Here is an 18,920-nt window from a genome sequence, read left to right as displayed (position 1 = left end):
TCGTGATGACGCGGACCGGGCCCCTTCGTCGCAGTGGCATCCTGGAACCCACAGAGGGTCCAAGGACCGAGGGAGGGGCAGAAGCCATGGCAGGGGCGATCCCGATGGAGACGAGCACGGCACAACCGCCGGCCCGGCCGATGCGAGCGGACGCACGCCGGAACCACGACCGGCTGGTGGGCGAGGCCCGCAGGTCCTTCGCCGAGCACGGCACGGACGCGTCGCTGGAGGACATCGCCCGGCGGGCGGGCGTGGGCATCGGCACCCTCTACCGGCACTTCCCGAACCGGGACGCCCTGATGAACGCGGTCTTCCAGGACGCCCTGGGCTCACTCCTGGACCGCTCCCGGGAGCTGGCGGCGGCGGAGGCCCCGTGCCGGGCGCTGGTGGACTGGCTGGGCGCGATCGTCACTCATGCGGGTGAGTACCGCGGGCTGGCCCACGGCCTGATGTCCGCATCGCGCGACGGGAGCTCGGCACTCGCGCAGTGCCATCTGCCCCTTCGGGAGGCGGGCGCGGGGCTGCTGCGCCGGGCCCAGGAGAGCGGGTCGGTGCGGGCCGACGTCTCGATCGACGATCTGCTCCAGCTCACCAACGCGATCGCGCTGGCGGCCGAGCAGTCGCCCGACGACCCGGAGTTGGCGGAGCGGCTGCTGCGGCTGACGCTGCGCGGGCTGAAGTAGCGGGGCGTTCCGGGGCTCCGCCCCTGCGCCCGGCGTGGTCGGCCGCAGCGCGGGGCTTCGCCCCGCCCCTTCCCGTAACCGGGGCTCCGCCCGGGCCCGCTCCTCAAACGCCGGAGGGGCTGAGAGACGCGCCCCCGACGCGGGCCTACCGCCGCCGCAGGTCCGCCACCCGGGCCCGCTGCTGCTCCCCCGGCACGTCCGCCAGCGCGGAGGCACTGCGGAGCTGCGGCCCGAGACCGCCGTTCTGCGTGCGCCGCTGGCCGGGAAGCGGCATGTCGCGGCGGGGCTGACGCCCCGGTGAGGGGCCGTCCGGTCCGGACGCGTCCGCGCCCGGACCGGCCACCGTGATCTCCACGCCCTGGTCCGCCAGGGACTGGAGCTCGGCGGCGGCCCGCTCGTCGTGGAGCGGGGGCTCGTCGGTCACCAGGCGGGTGATCAGCTCGGTGGGCACCGTCTGGAACATGGTGTCCGAGCCGAGCTTGGTGTGGTCCGCCAGGACGACCACCTCAGCGGCGGCCTGCACGAGAGCCCGGTCGACGCTGGCCGAGAGCATGTTGGAGGTGGACAGGCCACGCTCCGCGGTGAGACCGCTCCCGGAGAGGAAGGCCCGGGAGACCCGCAGTCCCTGGAGGGACTGCTCGGCCCCGCTGCCCACCAGCGCGTAGTTGCTCCCGCGCAGGGTGCCACCGGTCATGACGACTTCGACCCGGTTGGCATGGGCCAACGCCTGGGCCACCAGCAGGGAGTTGGTGACGACGGTCAGACCGGGGACCCGCGCGAGCCGGCGGGCCAGCTCCTGCGTGGTCGTGCCGGCGCCGACCACGATGGCCTCGCCCTCTCCGACGAGGCCTGCGGCCAGGTCGGCGATGGCAGTCTTCTCCGCGGTGGAGAGATGGGATTTCTGCGGAAAGCCGGACTCCCGCGTAAAACCGCCCGGCAAGACCGCACCGCCGTGCCGGCGGTCGAGGAGTCCTTCTGCCTCCAGTGCCCGCACGTCCCGCCGTACGGTCACTTCGGAGGTCTGGACGACGCGGGCGAGCTCACGGAGCGATACCGCCCCGTTGGCACGCACCATTTCGAGGATCAACTGACGACGTTCTGCAGCGAACACGGAACTGACAGTAACCTGACCTCAGGTGAGTTTTCAGCAGTTTGCGCCGAATAACAGAAGTTGTACTTCAAAGGGGCCTCCAAGTGGTATAGGAGGCCCCTTTGTTGTTCGGCGGTGATCGTCAGGCGGTCGCCGTGCTGCCCGGACTGCCGTCCAGTTGCGACGATATGCCGGAAATACCGTGTTTGACGGGCTCTCAGCCCTCGCCCGTGAGCTTGCGGGTGTGCAACTGCCGGGCCACTTCGGCGATCGATCCGGACAGGGACGGGTACACGGTGAATGCGTTTGCGATCTGTTCCACCGTCAGGTTGTTGTCGACCGCGATCGAGATGGGGTGAATCAGCTCGCTGGCGCGCGGCGCGACCACGCACCCGCCGACCACGATGCCCGTACCGGGGCGGCAGAAGATCTTGACGAAGCCGTCGCGGATGCCCTGCATCTTGGCGCGCGGGTTGCGCAGCAGCGGCAGCTTCACCACCCGGGCCTCGATCTTGCCCGCGTCCACCTCGGCCTGGCTGTAGCCGACGGTGGCGATCTCCGGGTCGGTGAAGACGTTGGCGGAGACGGCCTTGAGGTTCAGCGGTGCGACCGCGTCGCCCAGGAAGTGGTACATCGCGATGCGGCCCTGCATCGCGGCGACCGAGGCCAGCGCGAAGATCCCGGTGACGTCGCCGGCCGCGTAGACGCCGGGAGCGCTGGTGCGCGAGACGCGGTCGGTGAGGACGTGCCCGGAGTCCTTGAGCCGTACGCCGGCCTCCTCCAGCCCCATGCCCGCGGTGTTCGGGATCGCGCCGACCGCCATCAGGCAGTGCGAGCCGGTGATGACCCGGCCGTCGGCCAGCGTCACCTCGACCCGGTCGCCGACGCGCTTGGCGGACTGGGCGCGGGAGCGGGCCATGACGTTCATCCCGCGGCGGCGGAAGACGTCCTCCAGGACGGCGGCGGCGTCCGGGTCCTCGCCGGGCAGCACCCGGTCGCGGGAGGAGACGAGGGTGACGCGCGAGCCGAGCGCCTGGTAGGCCCCGGCGAACTCGGCACCGGTGACACCGGATCCGACGACGATGAGCTCCTCGGGAAGCTCGTCGAGGTCGTAGACCTGGGTCCAGTTCAGGATGCGCTCGCCGTCGGGCTGCGCGTCCGGGATCTCCCGGGGGTGGCCGCCGGTCGCTATCAGCACGGCGTCGGCGGTCAGCCGCTCCTCGGTGCCGTCCGCGGCGGTGACGACGACCTGGCGGGACCCGTCGGCGGCCTGGAGCCCGTCGAGCCGGCCCCGGCCGCGCATCACACGGGCGCCGGCCCGGGTGACGGAGGCGGTGATGTCGTGGGACTGGGCGAGTGCGAGGCGCTTGACCCGGCGGTTGACCTTCCCGAGGTCCACGCCGACGACCCGGGCGGCCTGCTCCACGTGCGGGGTGTCGTCGGCGACGATGATGCCCAACTCCTCGTACGAGGAGTCGAAGGTGGTCATCACCTCGGCCGTGGCGATCAGGGTCTTCGAGGGCACGCAGTCGGTGAGGACCGAGGCCCCGCCGAGACCGTCGCAGTCGACGACGGTCACCTCCGCACCGAGCTGGGCGCCCACCAGGGCTGCCTCGTAGCCGCCGGGGCCGCCGCCGATGATCACGATCCGGGTCACGAAAAGTCCGCCTCGCGTTGGGTTACCCCGCGGCCGCCCTGCCGCCCCGGCCGGGGGTCCGGGGGATCGCCCCGGGGGAATGCAGTACGTACTCCATTGTCCCGCACGCGCCAAGGTGCTTCGCCCCGGGGCCCTCCATACGGGAAAGAGGGCGTCCGCCGCACGGGAACGAGCGGCCCGCACGCCGAGGCGCGCGCCGCCCCGCACTCCTCCGACCGGGGCCTTCGTCACAGGAACCGCCGCTCCCGCGCCCACCTCCCGTACCCTCGGTCCCATGTCGCTCTACGCCGCGTACGCCGGCAACCTCGACGCGCGGCTGATGACCCGCCGCGCTCCGCATTCCCCGATGCGCAGCACCGGCTGGCTCAACGGCTGGCGGCTGACCTTCGGCGGGGAGCAGATGGGCTGGGAAGGGGCGCTGGCCACCGTGGTGGAGGCGCCGCGCTCCCAGGTCTTCGTCGCGCTGTACGACCTGGCGCCGATGGACGAGGACTCGATGGACCGCTGGGAGGGTGTCGGACTCGACATCTACCGGCGGATGCGGGTGCGGGTGCACACCCTGGACGGCGAGGAGCCGGCCTGGATGTACGTGCTGAACGGCTACGAGGGCGGACTGCCCTCGGCGCGCTATCTCGGCGAGATCGCGGACGCCGCGGAGTCGGCCGGCGCACCGCACGACTATGTGATGGAACTGCGCAAGCGCCCCTGCTGACCAGGGCGGACCGGACCCGGTCACGCCGTCTTCGTGCAAAAGCACAAAGACCTGCGGCGCGTCTTTGCGCCAGGACATCTACGCGCGTAGGGATTCAGCGGTTACCCTCGTCCGCGTGAACGCATCTGTTATTCCGGACAACATCCAGGGCGACCCGCGGGCCGCCGCCGCCGGGGCCGCCGCCCGCCTGCGCGAGCTGACCGGCACCGAGACCCATGACGTCGCCCTGGTCATGGGCTCCGGCTGGGCGCCCGCGGGCGACGCACTCGGCGTCCCGGAGGCCGAGTTCCCCGTGACCGACCTGCCCGGCTTCCCGGCGCCCGCCGTCGAGGGCCACGGCGGCACGGTCCGCTCGTACCGGATCGGCGAGAAGCGCGTGCTGGTCTTCCTCGGCCGTACGCACTTCTACGAGGGCCGGGGCGTCGCCGCCGTCGCCCACGGGGTCCGTACGGCGGTGGCCGCGGGCTGCGGAACCGTCATCCTGACGAACGGCTGCGGCGGTCTGCGCGAGGGCATGCGCCCGGGGCAGCCGGTCCTGATCAGCGACCACATCAACCTGACGGCGGCCTCCCCGATCATCGGCGCCAACTTCGTCGACCTGACCGACCTGTACTCGCCGCGCCTGCGCGCGCTGTGCAAGGAGATCGACGGGACCCTCGAAGAGGGCGTCTACGTCCAGTTCCCCGGCCCGCACTACGAGACCCCGGCCGAGATCAATATGGTCCGGGTCATGGGCGGCGACCTGGTGGGCATGTCCACGGTCCTGGAGGCCATCGCGGCCCGGGAGGCGGGCGCGGAGGTGCTCGGTCTCTCCCTCGTCACCAACCTGGCGGCGGGCCTGTCCGGAGAGCCCCTCAACCACGAGGAGGTCCTCCAGGCCGGCCGCGACTCGGCGACCCGGATGGGCGCGCTGCTGTCGAGGGTGCTGGAGCGCGTCTAGGGCGTGTTTCGAAAGTAGCGCCGTCCGCCCGGAGGGCGGGCGCGGCGGCGTCCGGTACGTGCGATCGCAAGGCGGAGGGCCGCCCCGATACTGGATGTACCGGGGTGATCCCGGCAACGCGGCGAGGGATGGGGCCTCCCCTGCTCGAGCGAAGCCGAGAGCTTGGGAAAGTGCCAGACGCCGCCGAGCAGGCGGGACTTTCGAAACGCGCCCCAGGGGCCTGCCGCAGCCGATCAGGCTGTGTTTCAGCCCGCCCGGCTGCGCTTCCGGCCCGCACCGGCCCCGTTTTCAGCCCGTCCCGGCGCTTCCTTTTCAGCCCGTCCGGCGTTCGAGGAGCGGGGTCCGGGGCGAAGCCCCGGTTTCGGGAAGGGGCGGGGAGGGGAACAGCCCGCGCAGCGCCCACCCCACCCCACCCGCACCCCCGCCCCTCACCCGCACCCCACCCCGTACCCCCTTCCACACACCCCCGAAAGGCGGCCCCCGTGCAGCACGACCTCATCGCGCAGGCCAGGACCTGGCTGGCCGAGGACCCCGACCCCGACACGCGCGCGGAGCTGGGCGCGATCATCGAGGCGGGTGACACCGCCGAGCTGGCCGCCCGGTTCGCGGGCACGCTCCAGTTCGGCACCGCCGGGCTGCGCGGGGAGCTGGGAGCCGGGCCCATGCGGATGAACCGGTCCGTGGTGATCCGGGCGGCGGCGGGCCTCGCCGCCTACCTCAAGGCGCGGGGCGAGGAGGGCGGCCTCGTCGTCATCGGCTACGACGCCCGCTACAAGTCGGAGGACTTCGCGCGTGACACCGCGGCCGTGATGACGGGGGCCGGACTGCGCGCCGCCGTGCTGCCCCGCCCGCTCCCCACCCCTGTACTGGCGTTCGCCATAAGGCATCTGGGCGCGGTCGCCGGGGTCGAGGTCACCGCCAGCCACAACCCGCCGCGCGACAACGGCTACAAGGTCTACCTCGGCGACGGCTCGCAGATCGTGCCTCCGGCCGACGGCGAGATCGCCGCCGCCATCGACGCGGTCGGCCCACTGGCCGGCGTGGAGCGCCCCGAGGACGGCTGGGAGACCCTCGGCGAGGAGGTCCTGGCCGCCTACCTCGCCCGTACGGACGCGGTCCTGGCCCCCGGCAGCCCCCGTACGGCACGCACCGTCCACACCGCGCTGCACGGCGTCGGGACCTCCGTGCTGACCGCCGCCTTCGAGCGCGCCGGGTTCCCTGCACCGGTCCTCGTCGCCGAGCAGGCCGAGCCGGACCCCGCGTTCCCCACCGTGGCCTTCCCCAACCCGGAGGAGCCCGGCGCGATGGATCTCGCCTTCGCCACCGCGCGCCGGGCGGCGCCGGACCTGATCATCGCCAACGACCCGGACGCGGACCGCTGCGCCGTCGCCGTGCCCGACACCGCCACGGAGGGCGGCTGGCGGATGCTGCGCGGCGACGAGGTGGGCGCGCTGCTCGCCGCGCACCTGGTGGAGCGGGGCGTGAGCGGCGTGTTCGCCGAGTCGATCGTGTCGTCGTCGCTGCTCGGCCGGATCGCGGAGGAGGCGGGCCTCGGATACGAGGAGACGCTGACGGGCTTCAAGTGGATCGCCCGGGTGGACGGCCTGCGGTACGGGTACGAGGAGGCGCTCGGCTACTGCGTGGACCCCGAGGGCGTCCGCGACAAGGACGGCATCACCGCCGCCCTGCTCGTCGCCGAGCTGGCCTCCGTACTCAAGGAGCGGGGCCGCACTCTCCTGGACCTGCTGGACGACCTGGCCCTCGCGCACGGCCTGCACGCCACCGACCAGCTCTCGGTGCGGGTGGAGGACCTCTCCGTCATCGCGGACGCCATGGCCCGGCTCCGCGAGCAGCCGCCGACCGCGCTGGCCGGCCTCGCCGTCATCTCGGCCGAGGACCTGTCGCGGGGCACGGACAGGCTGCCGCCCACCGACGGGCTGCGCTACCACCTGGAGGGCGCCCGGGTGATCGTCCGCCCGAGCGGCACCGAGCCGAAGCTGAAGTGCTACCTGGAGGTCGTCGTCCCGGTGGCGGACGCGGCCGGGCTGCCCGCCGCGCGGGCCCGGGGCGCCGAACTGCTCGCCGGGATCAAGCGGGACCTCGCGGCGGCCGCGGGGATCTGACGCGCCGTTCCCACGCCGAAGGGCCGGCACCCCTCTCCGGGGTGCCGGCCCTTCGGCGTCCGTTGGCGTCGGCCTCAGCCGGTCGCCCCCACCACCACGAGCAGGACGGCCCCCGCGACGGCCGGGGCGATCACCTCGTACGCCCAGCGCACGGAGCCCCGGTCCGCGCCCTCGGCCGTCGTGCCGCCGGAGCGCTCGGCCAGGTCCCGCAGATCGCGCACGGTCTGGTCGGCGGAGGCGGTGCGCGCGGCGGTGTCGCGGACGTCGGCGCTGACCGACGTACGGCCGTAGGGGTCGTCGTGCGCCGCGCGGGCCGCGCTGCGCGCCGCGCGCTTGCGGGCGCGCAGGGAGACCGGGATGGCCCACAGCTGGTACTTCGTGCCGTCCTGGGCGAGCAGCTCGGAGGAGTACGAGGCCCGTACGTCGGCGACCTCGGTCCAGGGCAGCTGGATCGTCCGGAACGGGTTGCGGATCCGGATGCGCTCGTCGTCCGCGAAGACGGCGGGCCGCAGGGTGAAGGCCACGACCAGCGGCACCACCAGGAGCAGCGCGGCCGCCGCCAGCCAGGGCACCCGCCCCTCGCCCCGGATCATGGCGTCCCCGGCCATCCAGGCGACCAGCAGGAGCAGCAGCGACCCGCAGACCAGTGCGGCGACGGAACGGTAGGTCCGTGTCGCGGGGTGCGGCTCTGCGGGAGGTGTGGGGCTCGTCATGGGGCCGATTCTGCCTGACGGGCGCGGAGGGCGGCGGAGCGGCCGCACCGCACGGCCGCCCGGCCGTGACGCCCGGAGGAGTGGGGCGCGCGCGGGGCAGGGTGCGGGACGCACGGACGGCCCGGCCCCCTGTACAGGTCGCTACGCGCGTAGATATGCTCCTCTGGTGACCATGCCCACCACTGCTCCCGCATTTTCCGACGCGACGGCGTCCGACAGTGCGCTGCGCCGCTTCCTGTTCGGGCTGCCCGGCGTCGACGCCGTCGGCCTCGAAGCGCGCGCCGCCTCCCTCGGAACCCGTTCGATCAAGACGACGGCCAAGGCGTACGCCATCGATCTCGCCATCTCGATGATCGACCTGACGACGCTGGAAGGCGCGGACACCCCGGGCAAGGTCCGGGCTCTCGCCACCAAGGCCGTCAACCCCGACCCCACCGACCGCACGACGCCCCGCACCGCCGCGGTCTGCGTCTATCCCGACATGGCGGCCACCGCCGCCGCCGCGCTGGCCGGGTCCGGCGTGAAGGTGGCGTCCGTGGCGACCGCCTTCCCGGCGGGCCGTGCCGCGCTGGACGTCAAGCTCGCGGACGTCCGCGACGCCGTGGCGGCCGGGGCCGACGAGATCGACATGGTGATCGACCGGGGGGCGTTCCTCTCCGGCCGGTTCCTGAAGGTGTACGAGGAGATCCTCGCCGTGAAGGCGGAGTGCGGGACCGCCCGCCTCAAGGTGATCTTCGAGACCGGCGAGCTGTCCACGTACGACAACATCCGCCGGGCCTCCTGGATCGGGATGCTGGCGGGCGCGGACTTCATCAAGACCTCGACCGGCAAGGTGGCCGTCAACGCCACCCCCGCCAACACCCTCCTCATGCTGGAGGCCGTCCGCGACTTCCGGGCGCAGACCGGCACGCAGATCGGCGTGAAGCCGGCCGGCGGCATCCGCACCACCAAGGACGCGGTGAAGTTCCTGGTGCTGGTGAACGAGACCGCGGGCGAGGACTGGCTGGACCCGCACTGGTTCCGGTTCGGCGCTTCCAGCCTGCTCAACGACCTGCTGATGCAGCGCCAGAAGCTCAGCACCGGCCGTTACTCCGGCCCCGATTACGTGACGGTGGACTGATAGCCATGGCATCCGCATTCGAGTACGCACCGGCGCCGGAGTCCCGCTCCGTCGTCGACATCGCCCCGTCCTACGGGCTCTTCATCGACGGGGAGTTCACCGAGGCCGCCGACGGCAAGGTCTTCAAGACCGTCTCGCCGAGCAGCGAGGAAGTCCTCTCCGAGGTCGCGCGGGCCGGCGCGGCGGACGTGGACCGGGCCGTGAAGGCGGCCCGCAAGGCGTTCGAGAAGTGGTCGGCGCTGCCCGGCTCCGAGCGCGCCAAGTACCTGTTCCGGATCGCCCGGATCATCCAGGAGCGCAGCCGCGAGCTGGCCGTCCTCGAAACCCTCGACAACGGCAAGCCGATCAAGGAGACCCGCGACGCGGACCTGCCGCTGGTCGCGGCGCACTTCTTCTACTACGCGGGCTGGGCCGACAAGCTGGACCACGCGGGGTACGGGGCGAACCCCCGTCCGCTGGGCGTGGCGGGACAGGTCATCCCGTGGAACTTCCCGCTGCTGATGCTCGCGTGGAAGATCGCCCCGGCGCTCGCCACGGGCAACACGGTGGTCCTCAAGCCCGCCGAGACGACCCCGCTCAGCGCGCTGTTCTTCGCGGACATCTGCCGCCAGGCGGGACTCCCCAGGGGCGTCGTCAACATCCTCACCGGTTACGGGGACGCGGGCGAGGCCCTCGTCACGCACCCGGACGTGAACAAGGTCGCCTTCACCGGTTCGACCGCCGTCGGCAAGGCCATCGCGCGCTCCGTCGCGGGCACGGACAAGAAGGTCACGCTGGAGCTGGGCGGCAAGGGCGCGAACATCGTGTTCGACGACGCGCCGATCGACCAGGCCGTCGAGGGCATCGTCACCGGGATCTTCTTCAACCAGGGCCAGGTCTGCTGCGCCGGTTCCCGGCTGCTGGTCCAGGAGTCGGTCCAGGAGGAGGTGCTGGACGCCCTGAAGCGCCGGCTGTCCACGCTGCGCCTGGGCGACCCGCTGGACAAGAACACCGACATCGGCGCGATCAACTCCGCCGAGCAGCTCGCGCGGATCACCGCCCTGGTGGAGACCGGCGAGGCGGAGGGCGCGGAGCGCTGGAGCGCCCCCTGCGAACTGCCGTCGTCGGGTTACTGGTTCGCCCCGACGCTCTTCACGAACGTCACCCAGGCGCACACGGTGGCCCGTGACGAGATCTTCGGCCCGGTGCTCTCCGTCCTCTCCTTCCGCACCCCGGACGAGGCGGTCGCCAAGGCGAACAACAGTCAGTACGGCCTCTCGGCCGGCATCTGGACGGAGAAGGGCTCCCGCATCCTCGCGGTGGCGAACAAGCTCCGCGCGGGCGTCGTCTGGGCCAACACGTTCAACAAGTTCGACCCGACGTCGCCGTTCGGCGGCTACAAGGAGTCGGGCTACGGCCGCGAGGGCGGCCGCCACGGCCTGGAGGCGTACCTCGATGTCCGATAACAACCGACTTGGCGTCTTCAAGACCTACAAGCTGTACGTCGGGGGCAAGTTCCCCCGCTCCGAGAGCGGCCGGGTGTACGAGGTGAGCGACTCCAAGGGCCAGTGGCTGGCGAACGCGCCGCAGTCCTCCCGCAAGGACGCGCGCGACGCGGTCGTGGCCGCGCGCAAGGCGTTCGGCGGCTGGTCGGGCGCGACCGCGTACAACCGCGGCCAGGTCCTCTACCGCGTCGCGGAGATGCTGGAGGGCCGCAAGGACCAGTTCGTCCGTGAGGTGGCCGCCTCCGAGGGGCTGTCGAAGTCCAAGGCGGCGGCCGTCGTGGACGCGGCGATCGACCGCTGGGTCTGGTACGCGGGCTGGACCGACAAGATCGGGCAGATCTCCGGCGGGGCGAACCCGGTCGCGGGCCCCTTCTTCAACCTCTCCACCCCCGAGCCGACCGGCGTCGTCGCGGTCCTCGCACCGCGGAAGTCGTCGTTCCTCGGCCTGGTCTCGGTGATCGCCCCGGTCATCGCGACCGGCAACACGGCGGTCGTCGTCGCCTCTGCCGACGCCCCGCTGCCCGCGCTGTCGCTGGGCGAGGTGCTGGCCACCTCCGACGTCCCCGGCGGCGTGGTCAACATCCTGTCGGGCGTCACGGCGGAGCTGGCGGCCCCGCTCGCCGCCCACCAGGACGTCAACGCGATCGACCTCACCGGTGCGGACACCGCCCTGGCGAAGGAGCTGGAGATCGCGGCCGCGGACAACCTGAAGCGCGTCCTGCGCCCGGGCCTCCTCGACGCGGACGGCGCGGCGGACGCCTCGGACTGGACGCTCTCCCCCGGCACGCACCGCCTGACGGCGTTCCTGGAGACCAAGACGGTGTGGCACCCGACGGGCGCCCTGGGAGCCGCCGGCTCCTCGTACTGACGCACACCCGATGCCCGGACGGGGCCGCCCTCCCACCCCGGGGCGGCCCCGTCCGCCGTCTCTCCGCGCCGCGGGCGTCAGCCGGTGACGAGCCCGGTGACCGCCCCCACCACCGGCAGGTCGCCCAGCGAGCCGCCGCTGGTGATCGGGTCCGTGAGGACGGCCGTGGTCAGCGGCTTGAAGTCCCCGATCTGGGTGCCCACGGCGTTGTCCAGCGGGTCCACCCCGGTGTTGGCCAGCGGGTCCAGCTGGAGGTCGGTGATCGGGGCGACGCTGCTGGCCAGCGAGGTCCCGAGCGCGCTGGTCACCGCCGGCCCGGCCGTCTCGCCGACCGCCTGGAGGGCCGAGGCGCCCTGGTCCGGGATCTCCGCGACCGGGGGCAGCTGGACGGCCCCCGCGGAGCCCGCACCGGCCCCCAGGGCGGCCCCCAGCGCGGTGATGGTCAGACCCGCGCGCAGCAGGACGCGACGTTCGGGCTTACGTGCATGAAGTGCCATGTTTTCCACCTGATCGAACCTGGTCGGGTAATCGTCTGTGCGCGCAGAGTAGTTGAGGTGTGATGCTGGATACCAACAGGAGGCCCGAGGGGTCCCCTGCGCGGGTCAATGCCTCACACTTCTGTTCTGTGAGTTCCCAACCGATCCCGACCCGCGTCGTGCTGCTCGCGGGCCCCTCCGGCTCCGGCAAGTCCGTCCTGGCCGCCCGCACCGGCCTGCCGGTGCTGCGCCTGGACGACTTCTACAAGGAGCACGACGACCCGACGCTGCCCCGGGTCCCCGGCTCCACGGACATCGACTGGGACTCCGCCCGGTCCTGGGACGCGGACGCGGCGGTGGCCGCCATCGCCGAGCTGTGCCGGCGCGGCCGTACGGACGTTCCGGTGTACGACATCGCCACCAGCTCCCGTACGGACCACGAGGCCTTCCACATCGAGCGGTCACCGCTGTTCGTGGCGGAGGGCATCTTCGCGGCGGACATCGTCGAACGCTGCCAGGACCTGGGGCTGCTGGCGGACGCGCTGTGCCTGCGCGGCCGCCCGTCCACCACGTTCCGGCGGCGGCTGGTGCGGGATCTGCGCGAGGGCCGCAAGTCGGTGCCGTTCCTGCTGCGGCGGGGCTGGCGGCTGATGCGGGCCGAACGCCGCATCGTGGCCCGCCAGACGGCCCTGGGGGCGTACCCCTGCGGCAAGGAAGAGGCGCTGGGGCGGTTCGCCGCCGCGGCGGCCGGGCGGTGCCGCAGAGCGGGCGTGGGGGCGCCGGTCCCGGAGTAGGGACGGGCACCCCGCTCGCGCTCAGCCGGTGGGGGCCGCGCAGCCGAAGGTCTTGGCGGCGGCCTTCTCGAAGGGCTCGACGTAGGCGCCCCGCTGGGGAAGGTCCGCGTGGAGCTTGCTCGCTTCCAGGTACTGCTGTCCCGAGTCCACCGCCAGGTAGAGGGGGTCGCCCTCCGCGCAGCGCAGGATGAATCCAGCACCCTTGTCCACGATTTCCGCCTCCCGGCCGCCCCGCGCCGCGCCGGTGACCGTGCCCGGAAACTTCCGCATGGCGGCGATGAGCAGCGGGTCCCGGGAGGCCGTGTACTTCATGAAGCCGTCCGCACGGACATAGCCGCGCGTCTCGTCGTCCAGGGTCAGCTTGCAGGTCCACAGGTCGGTGGGGGCCTTCTGCCCCTCGTCGAGGACCTTCACCCCTGCCGGCACCTGGCCCGCCACGGTCAGGCCGTCCAGGCCGCACACCTGTCCCGCGGAGACCGGGCGGGCGGCGTCGGAGCGCGGAGGCACGAGCGTTCCGGGCTTCCCGGGGAGGTCACCGCATCCGGTCCGGGCCGCGATGGTCCGTACGGTGTCGGTGGCCAGGGCGGCGAAGGCGGCACGGTCGGCAGCCGGTTCGGTGATGTTGAACTCGGCGACCACGGGCCGGTCCGTCCAGCACTTCTCGGGCAGCATGACCCACGCCTTGTGAGCGTCGACCCCGCCGGTCACCTCGCCGCTGAAGAACGAAGTGCCCGTCGGGTAGGGCTGACTCTCGAACGTCAGCGGATCGTAGCCCCGTACTCCCCAGAGCCGAACAGTCAGCCGGCTCTCGCCCGAGCCGAGGACGACGGACGACTTCTCGACTCCGCACGTCGTATCCGTCAGGTCGTCGTCATCCAGACCGTCCCCTTCGGCGTCCAGACGCCCGGACCCCGGAAGGACCGCGTCCGCCTTCTCCGCCGAGACCAGGTCCCCACAGAGCCGGTCCGCCGTCGTCACGTTGGTGTTGCGCCAGGCGTGCAACAGCCCCGCGATCACCACGACCACGGCGGCCACGACCGCCCAGACCTTCCACGCCGGACGCGTACGGCCCACTGCTCTGCTCACTTGTTCACTTCCTGGTTCGCGGGGGCCGCGGGCAACGGCGCCGACCACACCGTAACGGTCGGGGCGCGCGGAGAAGCGGGGCCGTACAGGACCCCCCGGCCCGTACGACCCCGCTGTGTCTCCCCCGTGACCCGCGCCTCCCCCGAAGCGACGGGCCGTTCCCCCGCGGTGGTTCCCCCGAACCCCCTCGTTCCCCGTTTGTTACTGCTCCCCCGTGCCCCCGTACTTCCCCCGTGGCCCCGCCTCCCCCGAGACGGAGGGCCCAGCCTCAGGCCACCAACTCGCCGAAGGACTCCTGCTCGTCACGTCCGAAGCTGAGGACCTCGTCCTCGCGCAGCCGGCGCAGGGAGCGCCAGATGCTGGACTTCACCGTGCCGACACTGATGTCGAGGATCGACGCGATCTCCGGGTCGGTGCGGCCCTCGTAGTACCGCAGGACCAGCATCGTGCGCTGGAGTTCGGGCAGCCGGGCGAGTGCCTGCCACAGCACCGCCCGCAGCTCCGTGCCGCGCATCGCGTCCGTGTCGCCCACCGTCTCCGGCAGCTCCTCGGTCGGGTATTCGTTGAGCTTGCGCCTGCGCCAGGCGCTGATGTGCAGATTGGTCATGGTGCGGCGCAGATAGCCGCCGACCGCCGCCTTGTCGCTGATCCGGTGCCACGCCCGGTACGTCGAGAAGAGGGCGCTCTGCAGCAGGTCCTCGGCCTCGAACCGGTCACCGGTCAGGTGGTAGGCGGTCGCGTACAGGGAGGCCCGTCGCTCCTGGACGTAGGCCGTGAACGCCGCTTCGGCGTCCGCGTCTCCCGCCCGGGCCGTGCGGTCCCCCGTGGCCTCCCCGTACGCGCCCGCCGCCCTCCTGGGCGCGTCAACCACCGTCATGTACGGCATGCGCACCTGCTCCGCCGCCGTCTGGTGCTGACGCCCGGCGCTCCGAACACACCCCCGCATGTTCATCGCACCGGACTTCTCCGTGCTCCGCCCGACGTCGTGGAGACGCGTGACTACTGCGCTTGAGCTGGTGCTGTGCAGTGCGTTCATCTCGCGCCCCCTATCGGTGGAGTTCGTTCGTTCCCTGCTGTCGAAGAGCTTGCCGGGGCAGTTTCATGGCGCTGTCCCCCGACTGTCACAGGCCTGTCACAGGGGTGGTCGGGGCCGTGCCCTGACAATCGAACCGGGCCACAGGTCGAACTGAAGCGCCACCATGGGCCAGAATGACGTTCGTGCCTTTCCTGTTGCTGATCGAGGACGACGACGCCATCCGCACGGCCCTCGAACTCTCGTTGTCACGCCAGGGCCACCGTGTGGCCACCGCGGCGACGGGAGAGGACGGCCTGGAGCTGCTGCGCGAGCAGCGGCCCGACCTGGTCGTGCTGGATGTGATGCTGCCCGGGATCGACGGTTTCGAGGTGTGCCGGCGTATCCGCCGCACCGACCAGCTGCCGATCATTCTGCTGACCGCGCGCAGCGACGACATCGACGTCGTGGTGGGACTGGAGTCCGGCGCGGACGACTATGTGGTGAAACCCGTCCAGGGCCGGGTGCTGGACGCCCGGATCCGGGCGGTGCTGCGCCGCGGGGAGCGCGAGTCGACCGACTCGGCGACCTTCGGCAACGTGGTGATCGACCGCTCCGCCATGACCGTCACCAAGGACGGCGAGGACCTCCAGCTCACGCCGACCGAGCTGCGGCTCCTGCTGGAGCTGAGCCGCCGTCCCGGCCAGGCCCTGTCCCGGCAGCAGTTGCTGCGCCTGGTGTGGGAGCACGACTACCTGGGCGACTCCCGTCTGGTGGACGCCTGTGTGCAGCGGCTGCGCGCGAAGGTGGAGGACGTGCCGTCCTCGCCGACCCTGATCCGTACGGTGCGGGGCGTGGGCTACCGGCTGGACTCGCCTCAGTGACCGAAACCGCCAAGCGGTCCCTGCGCGCCGGTCTGCGCTGGACCAGTCTGCGGCTGCGCCTGGTCGTGGTGTTCGCGCTGGTGGCGCTGACGGCCGCGGTGTCCGCTTCGGGGATCGCGTACTGGCTCAACCGCGAGGCCGTGCTGACCCGTACCCAGGACACCGCGCTCGACGACTTCCGGCGGCAGATGCAGGAGACCGCGGCGGGGCTGCCGACGCGTCCCACCAAGGACGACCTCCAGCGGGCCGCCGGGGAGATGGCGTCCAGCGGTCCGGGCTACAGCGTGCTGCTGGAGGCCGAACGCGAGCGCGGCAAGCCGATCGTGGGCTACTCCGACCTGGACACCTTCACCCGGGCCGATGTGCCGGACTCGTTGCAGGAGCAGGTGGCCCGCAAGCAGCCGCTGACGTCGAGCAACGAGCACGAATACCACCTGTTCTGGCAGCGGACGAGCATAGCGGGCACGCCGTACCTGGTCGCCGGTACGCGGATCATCGGCGGCGGCCCGACCGGTTACATGCTCAAGTCCCTCGACCAGGAACGGCAGGACCTCAACTCGCTGGCCTGGTCGCTGGGGATCGCCACCGCTCTCGCGCTGGTCGGCTCGGCGCTGCTCGCGCAGGCCGCCGCGACGACCGTGCTGCGTCCGGTGCAGCGGCTCGGCGACGCGGCCCGCAAGCTCGGCGAGGGCAAGCTCGACACCCGGCTGGAGGTGTCCGGCACGGACGAACTCGCCGAACTCTCCCGTACGTTCAACAGAACGGCCGGTTCGCTGGAGAAGAAGGTCGCGGACATGAGCGCGCGGGAGGAGGCGAGCCGCCGGTTCGTCGCCGACATGTCGCACGAGCTGCGCACCCCGCTGACCGCGATCACCGCGGTGGCCGAGGTGCTGGAGGACGAGGCGGACACCCTCGACCCGATGATCGCGCCCGCGGTGCATCTGGTGGTCAGCGAGACCCGGCGGCTGAACGACCTGGTGGAGAACCTGATGGAGGTGACCCGCTTCGACGCGGGCACGGCCCGGCTGGTGCTGGACACGGTCGACGTGGCCGACCAGGTGACCGCGTGCATCGACGCGCGGGCCTGGCTGGACGCGGTGGACCTGGACGCGGAGCGCGGCATGATGGTCCGGCTCGATCCGCGCCGGCTGGACGTGATCCTGGCCAATCTGATCGGCAACGCCCTCAAGCACGGGGGTTCGCCGGTGGGCGTGCGGGTGCGGACCGAGGGCGAGGAACTGGTCATCGAGGTACGGGACCACGGTCCGGGCATCCCCGAGGACGTGCTGCCGCACGTCTTCGACCGGTTCTACAAGGCCAGCGCCTCCCGGCCGCGGTCGGAGGGCAGCGGGCTCGGCCTCTCCATCGCCATGGAGAACGCGCACATCCACGGCGGTGACATCACCGCGGCGAACTCGCCGGACGGCGGCGCCGTCTTCGAACTGCGGCTGCCGCGCGACGCCGAGAAGCTCGCGCACCACGACGAACCGGGGGCCAACGCCCCGGACGAGAACGGGGCGACGTGAAGCGCGGCGAGGTCACGTACCGGCGAGGACCGCTCCGGCGGCGTACGGCGGCCTCGTTGGCGGCCGTACTGGCGGCCGCCGCGCTGGCCTCCGGGTGCGGGATCCGTACGACCTCGGTGCCGGTGGACGCGGGGGCCGCGCCCTCCCGGGTGCCGTGCCGGCTGTCGTCGTCGGACGTCGCCACCCGGTCGCCGGGCGGCGTGAGCGCCACGGTGTATCTCGTGTGCACCTCGCAGCTGGTCACCGTGGACCGCCCGGTGGCGGCGGACGCGACCGGCACCGACCCCCTGGTGGTCGCCCGGGCGCTGCTGGAGGAGGTCCAGCAGGCGCCGCCCGCGAACGAGCGGCGGGCCGGGTTCACCACCGCGGTTCCGGCGGGGCTGCGGGTGACTCCGGTCCGGGACGGCGACCCGGCGGGCGCCGTGCGCCTCAGCAGCCAGCCGGAGGACCTGTCGGCGGAGGCGCTGGCCCAGCTGGTGTGCACGTACGCGGAGAGCGAGACGCTGGTCCGGGACGGGTCCGTGGTGCTCGGCGGGCCCGGGGACTACCCGCCGCGCGGTTATCTGTGCACCTCGCAGACGAAGTCCCGGCCGGGCGACCTGGCCACGCCGGACGGCGTCCGGCTGGACTGACGCGGGTCCCGCGCGGCCGGGCGGCTCTCCCGGTCCGGGGCCTCCCGGCAGAGCCACCCGGGAGGCGGGCGGCGACGGCGCGGAACCGATCCTGCCGGTCGCGGCGTCTTGGTGGACGTGCGTCACAGTTCGGACGGCCAGACCGTCATCCACTTCCGCGCGGCGGGGGTCACTCTCCTTGTCGCGCATCTGCTGTTCGTCGGGTGGCTGACGCTGCGCCCGCTGGACGTTCCCTGGATCACGGCGGCGAATTTCGAGCCGCTCGCCGGGATCAGGGCCGACCTCGCGCTGGGACCGGCCGAGGCGGCCCGCCGGATCGGCGGGGCGCTGTCGCTGCTGGCCCCGCTGGGGGTGCTGCTGCCGATGGCCGGCGGGCGGATCTTCGTCTCCCCCTGGGTCTCACTGCTGCGTACGGTCGCCGCCGGGGCGCTGATCTCGATGGCCATCGAGCTGGGCCAGACCGGGGTGCCCGGTCAGATCGTCGACATCGACTCGCTGCTGCTGAACACCACCGGGGTGGTGCTGGCCCATCTGCTGGTCGTCCCGGTCTTCCGGGCGCGGCTGCGCCGCCGGGGACTGCCGGGGGTGCGGGACCTGCCCTGCTACCGGCAGGAGACCCGTCTCAGGGACGAGGCCCCTGGGGGGTCGACCCCGACGATTACCGGGGTGGGCCTCGCCCCGTAGAGCGATGCTTTGTCCCCCTTCGCGGCGCACCATGGATACATCGGGGAGCGCACAAGGCCGCTCCTCACGCAACGGTTCGCGAAGGAGCCCACCATGGCCGCACTTGTCCGCCCCCGCGAAGGCCGCATGATCGGCGGAGTGTGCGCGGGCCTCGCCCGGCGCTTCGGTATCTCCGCCGGCACGATGCGCGTCATCTTCGTCGTCTCCTGTCTGCTGCCCGGCCCGCAGTTCCTGCTCTACCTGGCGCTGTGGGCGCTGCTGCCGTCGGAGAAGTCAGCCTCCTCCGCGACGGCCTGGTGACGCGCCGCATCACGGGGAGCGGAAAACGCGCGGTGGGGGGGCCCCCCCCGGGGCGGGGGGGGGGCCCCCCCGGCGGGGGGGGGGGGGCCCGGGGGCCCGCGCGCGGGGCCGGGGGGGCCCCCCCCCCCCCCCCCCC

At 72.5% G+C, this 18,920-nt stretch carries 19 protein-coding genes; 13 read left to right on the top strand and 6 right to left on the bottom strand.

Annotated features, from left to right (window positions below; genetic code table 11):
• The first annotated feature begins 86 nt into the window (after positions 1-86).
• Positions 87-683, top strand: coding sequence for a TetR/AcrR family transcriptional regulator (locus tag ACIRJT_RS03110; RefSeq protein WP_403903682.1), 597 nt, complete (start codon positions 87-89; stop codon positions 681-683).
• A 145-nt stretch (positions 684-828) separates the two neighbouring features.
• On the opposite strand, the gene ACIRJT_RS03105 is transcribed toward ACIRJT_RS03110, so the two are convergent.
• Both ACIRJT_RS03105 and ACIRJT_RS03100 read right to left on the bottom strand, forming a co-directional pair.
• Entirely contained in the window at positions 829-1,794 is a 966-nt protein-coding gene (locus tag ACIRJT_RS03105) for a DeoR/GlpR family DNA-binding transcription regulator (RefSeq protein WP_403903680.1), read from the bottom strand.
• A 196-nt stretch (positions 1,795-1,990) separates the two neighbouring features.
• Positions 1,991-3,430: an NAD(P)H-quinone dehydrogenase gene (locus tag ACIRJT_RS03100; protein WP_007458836.1), complete on the bottom strand. Its 1,440-nt coding sequence runs from the start codon at positions 3,428-3,430 to the stop codon at positions 1,991-1,993.
• A 274-nt stretch (positions 3,431-3,704) separates the two neighbouring features.
• Between ACIRJT_RS03100 and ACIRJT_RS03095 the strand changes: the two genes are divergently transcribed.
• From ACIRJT_RS03095 to ACIRJT_RS03085, 3 genes are all read left to right on the top strand, one after another.
• Entirely contained in the window at positions 3,705-4,142 is a 438-nt protein-coding gene (locus ACIRJT_RS03095) for a gamma-glutamylcyclotransferase (protein WP_007458837.1), read from the top strand.
• A gap of 115 nt (positions 4,143-4,257) precedes the next feature.
• A complete protein-coding gene (locus ACIRJT_RS03090; protein WP_403903676.1) occupies positions 4,258-5,082 on the top strand; it encodes a purine-nucleoside phosphorylase in 825 nt (274 codons plus the stop codon).
• 482 nt (positions 5,083-5,564) lie between these two features.
• Positions 5,565-7,205, top strand: a complete 1,641-nt coding sequence (locus tag ACIRJT_RS03085; RefSeq protein ID WP_403903673.1) for a phospho-sugar mutase — start codon at positions 5,565-5,567, stop codon at positions 7,203-7,205.
• A 74-nt stretch (positions 7,206-7,279) separates the two neighbouring features.
• Here the strand turns inward: ACIRJT_RS03085 and ACIRJT_RS03080 are convergent, their stop codons facing one another.
• Complete coding sequence (locus tag ACIRJT_RS03080) at positions 7,280-7,918, bottom strand: PH domain-containing protein (protein WP_403903670.1); 639 nt, start codon at positions 7,916-7,918, stop codon at positions 7,280-7,282.
• 172 nt (positions 7,919-8,090) lie between these two features.
• Here ACIRJT_RS03080 and deoC point away from each other — a divergent pair, with 172 nt between their 5' ends.
• The 3 genes from deoC to ACIRJT_RS03065 are packed head-to-tail and all read left to right on the top strand — an operon-like array spanning position 8,091 to position 11,390.
• Positions 8,091-9,038 (top strand): deoxyribose-phosphate aldolase, encoded by a 948-nt coding sequence (gene deoC, locus ACIRJT_RS03075; RefSeq protein ID WP_403904453.1) that lies wholly within the window; start codon positions 8,091-8,093, stop codon positions 9,036-9,038.
• Positions 9,039-9,043: 5 nt separating this feature from the next.
• Positions 9,044-10,483 (top strand): aldehyde dehydrogenase family protein, encoded by a 1,440-nt coding sequence (locus tag ACIRJT_RS03070; protein WP_403903668.1) that lies wholly within the window; start codon positions 9,044-9,046, stop codon positions 10,481-10,483.
• Complete coding sequence (locus ACIRJT_RS03065) at positions 10,473-11,390, top strand: aldehyde dehydrogenase family protein (protein WP_403903666.1); 918 nt, start codon at positions 10,473-10,475, stop codon at positions 11,388-11,390. The genes ACIRJT_RS03070 and ACIRJT_RS03065 overlap by 11 nt, the downstream gene beginning before the upstream one ends.
• Before the next feature lie 77 nt (positions 11,391-11,467).
• Here ACIRJT_RS03065 and ACIRJT_RS03060 read toward each other — a convergent pair whose 3' ends face one another.
• A complete protein-coding gene (locus tag ACIRJT_RS03060; RefSeq protein ID WP_403903664.1) occupies positions 11,468-11,887 on the bottom strand; it encodes a hypothetical protein in 420 nt (139 codons plus the stop codon).
• Positions 11,888-11,949: 62 nt separating this feature from the next.
• On the opposite strand from ACIRJT_RS03060, the gene ACIRJT_RS03055 reads away from it, so the two are divergent.
• On the top strand, positions 11,950-12,660 hold the full coding sequence (locus ACIRJT_RS03055; protein WP_403903661.1) for a uridine kinase: 711 nt from the start codon (positions 11,950-11,952) through the stop codon (positions 12,658-12,660).
• Positions 12,661-12,681: 21 nt separating this feature from the next.
• Here the strand turns inward: ACIRJT_RS03055 and ACIRJT_RS03050 are convergent, their stop codons facing one another.
• Entirely contained in the window at positions 12,682-13,695 is a 1,014-nt protein-coding gene (locus tag ACIRJT_RS03050; protein WP_403904451.1) for a hypothetical protein, read from the bottom strand.
• A gap of 319 nt (positions 13,696-14,014) precedes the next feature.
• Entirely contained in the window at positions 14,015-14,782 is a 768-nt protein-coding gene (locus tag ACIRJT_RS03045) for a SigE family RNA polymerase sigma factor (RefSeq protein ID WP_403903659.1), read from the bottom strand.
• 182 nt (positions 14,783-14,964) lie between these two features.
• Between ACIRJT_RS03045 and afsQ1 the strand changes: the two genes are divergently transcribed.
• The 5 genes from afsQ1 to ACIRJT_RS03020 all read left to right on the top strand — a co-directional run bounded on the left by afsQ1 (position 14,965) and on the right by ACIRJT_RS03020 (position 18,784).
• Positions 14,965-15,642, top strand: coding sequence for a two-component system response regulator AfsQ1 (afsQ1, locus tag ACIRJT_RS03040; protein WP_006127084.1), 678 nt, complete (start codon positions 14,965-14,967; stop codon positions 15,640-15,642).
• Entirely contained in the window at positions 15,639-17,168 is a 1,530-nt protein-coding gene (locus ACIRJT_RS03035) for an ATP-binding protein (protein WP_403903657.1), read from the top strand. The genes afsQ1 and ACIRJT_RS03035 overlap by 4 nt, the downstream gene beginning before the upstream one ends.
• Positions 17,165-17,800, top strand: a complete 636-nt coding sequence (locus ACIRJT_RS03030; protein WP_403903654.1) for a hypothetical protein — start codon at positions 17,165-17,167, stop codon at positions 17,798-17,800. Before ACIRJT_RS03035 ends, ACIRJT_RS03030 begins: the two co-directional genes overlap by 4 nt.
• Before the next feature lie 111 nt (positions 17,801-17,911).
• Entirely contained in the window at positions 17,912-18,484 is a 573-nt protein-coding gene (locus ACIRJT_RS03025) for a VanZ family protein (RefSeq protein WP_403903651.1), read from the top strand.
• Positions 18,485-18,577: 93 nt separating this feature from the next.
• Positions 18,578-18,784: a PspC domain-containing protein gene (locus ACIRJT_RS03020; protein ID WP_398355793.1), complete on the top strand. Its 207-nt coding sequence runs from the start codon at positions 18,578-18,580 to the stop codon at positions 18,782-18,784.
• The last annotated feature ends 136 nt before the right edge of the window (positions 18,785-18,920 follow it).

The organism is Streptomyces sp. NPDC102283 (assembly GCF_044766265.1).
Lineage (GTDB): Bacteria > Actinomycetota > Actinomycetes > Streptomycetales > Streptomycetaceae > Streptomyces.
Note: the sequence above shows the minus strand (reverse complement) of the source record. Positions and strands in the feature narration are given on the sequence as shown.

What these genes read in the sequence shown, in the direction of transcription:
- ACIRJT_RS03095 (WP_007458837.1), top strand. Translation starts at nt 3,705, where the DNA reads ATGTCGCTCTACGCCGCGTACGCCGGCAACCTCGACGCGCGGCTGATG.
- deoC (WP_403904453.1), top strand. Translation starts at nt 8,091, where the DNA reads ATGCCCACCACTGCTCCCGCATTTTCCGACGCGACGGCGTCCGACAGT.
- ACIRJT_RS03060 (WP_403903664.1), bottom strand. Translation starts at nt 11,887, where the DNA reads ATGGCACTTCATGCACGTAAGCCCGAACGTCGCGTCCTGCTGCGCGCG.
- ACIRJT_RS03020 (WP_398355793.1), top strand. Translation starts at nt 18,578, where the DNA reads ATGGCCGCACTTGTCCGCCCCCGCGAAGGCCGCATGATCGGCGGAGTG.
- ACIRJT_RS03080 (WP_403903670.1), bottom strand. Translation starts at nt 7,918, where the DNA reads ATGACGAGCCCCACACCTCCCGCAGAGCCGCACCCCGCGACACGGACC.
- ACIRJT_RS03110 (WP_403903682.1), top strand. Translation starts at nt 87, where the DNA reads ATGGCAGGGGCGATCCCGATGGAGACGAGCACGGCACAACCGCCGGCC.
- ACIRJT_RS03045 (WP_403903659.1), bottom strand. Translation starts at nt 14,782, where the DNA reads ATGAACGCACTGCACAGCACCAGCTCAAGCGCAGTAGTCACGCGTCTC.
- ACIRJT_RS03055 (WP_403903661.1), top strand. Translation starts at nt 11,950, where the DNA reads ATGCTGGATACCAACAGGAGGCCCGAGGGGTCCCCTGCGCGGGTCAAT.
- ACIRJT_RS03070 (WP_403903668.1), top strand. Translation starts at nt 9,044, where the DNA reads ATGGCATCCGCATTCGAGTACGCACCGGCGCCGGAGTCCCGCTCCGTC.
- ACIRJT_RS03065 (WP_403903666.1), top strand. Translation starts at nt 10,473, where the DNA reads ATGTCCGATAACAACCGACTTGGCGTCTTCAAGACCTACAAGCTGTAC.